Source organism: Desulfobacula sp., assembly GCF_021107415.1.
Genome location: NZ_JAIOSW010000067.1, coordinates 1 through 2,622, shown reverse-complemented (window position 1 = coordinate 2,622; position 2,622 = coordinate 1). Strand labels below are relative to the sequence as shown.

Annotated in this window: 2 protein-coding genes and 1 pseudogene; all 3 read right to left on the bottom strand. The window is 44.1% G+C overall.

Annotation, left to right across the window (positions count from 1 at the left end; genetic code table 11):
* Positions 1 to 905: pseudogene (locus tag K8S13_RS03590) on the bottom strand (citramalate synthase); the annotation flags it as partial.
* A 57-nt stretch (positions 906 to 962) separates the two neighbouring features.
* Positions 963 to 1,457 (bottom strand): acetolactate synthase small subunit, encoded by a 495-nt coding sequence (gene ilvN / locus K8S13_RS03585; protein WP_291460508.1) that lies wholly within the window; start codon positions 1,455 to 1,457, stop codon positions 963 to 965.
* Positions 1,458 to 1,483: 26 nt separating this feature from the next.
* Positions 1,484 to 2,622, bottom strand: a 1,139-nt coding sequence (locus tag K8S13_RS03580; protein WP_291460507.1) for a thiamine pyrophosphate-dependent enzyme, incomplete at its 5' end; no start/stop codon positions are given.

Below are 2,622 nucleotides of genomic sequence, written 5' to 3'. Positions count from 1 at the left end.
TTACCGACGAAGGGTCGGGAATTGACAGGCGGCACATTGGCAGTTTCAGAAATAAACCTTGAGAGGTTCTGTAATCTTTCAAGGTTTTCACGGTTGATACAATCCCGGTTCATTTTCAGGGCCAGGATAGGGATAATAGCGGTCAGATCCGCATTACCGCATCGCTCACCATAACCATTGATGGTTCCTTGAACCATGGTTGCTCCTGCATGAACTGCAGTGATTGAATTGGCCACAGCCATGGCGCAGTCATCGTGTGTGTGTATGCCGAAGATAAGGTTTGATTTTTCTTTAACCTGAAGGTCAGACCTGAAATGTTCAATTGTGCTTCTGGTAATGGTATCAATTTCACAGGGCATGGATCCGCCATTAGTGTCACAGAGAACCAGACATTTTGTTCCGCCCTCAACAGCCGCTTCAAGGGTTTTTAAAGCATAATCCGGGTTGGCTTTATACCCGTCAAAGAAGTGTTCTGCATCATAGAGGACTTCCCGGTCATGGTTTAAAAGATAAGTAATACTCTCTTTGATCATGGCAAGATTCTCTTTTTTTGTATTCTGCATGATGGATTCGACATGGAGGTCCCAGGATTTTCCAAATAATGTAATGACAGGGGCCTCGCTGTTTAATAGTGCCTGGATGTTGGCATCCTTATCGCAGGTTTTCCCCTTGCGCCGGGTGGCGCCGAAAGCCGCAATTTTGGCATTTTTGAATTCCATATTTTTTGCCATTTCGAAAAAATGCTGGGCACCCGGATTTGATCCGGGCCATCCGCCTTCAATATAATGAATGCCTGCATCATCAAGACGTTTGGCTATTTTCATCTTATCATCAGGGGAAAAGAATATGTTTTCTCCCTGCATGCCATCCCTTAGCGTGGTATCGTATAAAAGTGTTTTTTCCATTTTTGATCCTATCTATCGGTTTTGTCCTGCTTGTCGGTTTTAACCTGTTAATTTTAATTAATGCTTCCCGTTTTCCCTTGCCAGGGCAATAGAGCCTGTGGAGGCTATCTCAATAATCCCCATGGGCTTTAATAAAGAGATAATCGCATCGTGTTTATCATAGTCCCCGGACACTTCTATGGTATAGTGGGATAAGCCCACATCCACAATTTTGCATCTGAAAATATCGACAATCCTTAATATGTCTGCTTTTTTTTCAGGCTTTGCATTTACTTTGATTAGTGCCAACTGCCGCTGAACATATTTTTTATCCGTCAGATCATTTACTGTAATAACATTGATCAGCTTGTGAAGCTGTTTTTTTATCTGTTCAATGATATGGGATTCGCACTTTGTCACCATGGTAATCCTTGACACATCAGGCTCAGCAGTGCTTGCCACGCTCAAGCTGTCAATATTAAAACCCCTTCCTGAAAAAAGGCCTGCAATCCTTGAAAGAACTCCGGGCTCATCATCTACGAGGATAGAAAGTAAGTAGCTGTTTGTTTCCATTATAAATATCCTTTTTCAGATTTACATTAAACCAGAAGCATTTCTGTGATAGCGCTGCCGGCCGGAACCATGGGGTAAACAGACTCTTCCCTGTCCACGGCAAAGTCCATGATAACCGTTCCCTCATAGTTAAGGCCTTCTGACAGAGTGGATTCAACCTCATCAGGCCGGGTGCATCTTAACCCTTTTGCACCATAAGCCTCGGCCAGTTTCACGAAATCAGGGGCATTTTCCATATTAGTAGAAGAATAAACTTTTTCATAAAAGAGTTCCTGCCATTGTCGTACCATGCCCAGATATTGATTGTTCAGGATGATAATTTTAACATCTATCTTTGATTCAATGGCGGTCATCAATTCCTGGATATTCATCTGGATGGACCCGTCTCCGGCTACGTCAACCACCTGCTTGTCAGGGCAGGCGGCCTTGGCTCCAATGGCTGCAGGCAATCCAAACCCCATGACTCCCAGCCCCCCGGAGGTAATAAAATGATTGGGCTCATTGAAATGATAATATTGAGCCGCCCACATCTGGTTCTGACCCACCTCTGTTGTGATAATGGCTTCTCCCTTTGTCAGTTCATAGAGTTTTTCAATGACAAATTGAGGTTTGATCACAATACTGTCCTGTTCGTATTTCAAAGGAGTTGTACTTTTCCATTCCTGGATCTGATCAAGCCATTGTTTGCGGTCATTTTTAACATCATTGGATTTAAAGGCATCTAATTTGAAGCCGTCCGGACTTTTGTTTTTCATCAATTGAATGATCCCTTCAAGGGCAACCTTGCAATCCCCCACGATAGGACACTGAACCTCAATATTTTTATGGATAGAGGTAGGATCAATATCAATCTGAACAATTTTTGCACCGGGTGCAAATTTTTCAATGTTGCCTGTAACTCTGTCATCAAATCGAACACCCGCAGCAATCATGAGATCACAATGACCAATGCTCATATTGGCCCGATAGGTTCCGTGCATGCCCAGCATCCCCAGCCATAAGGGATGAGATCCCGGAAATGCCCCTAGACCCATCAAGGATGCAGTGACCGGGATGTCTGCCATTTTGGCAAGACGGGTGATTTCTTCGGACGCCTGGGCGAGAATAACACCGCTCCCGGCAAAAATAACCGGCCGTCTGGCCATCCAAATTAAATCGACCACTT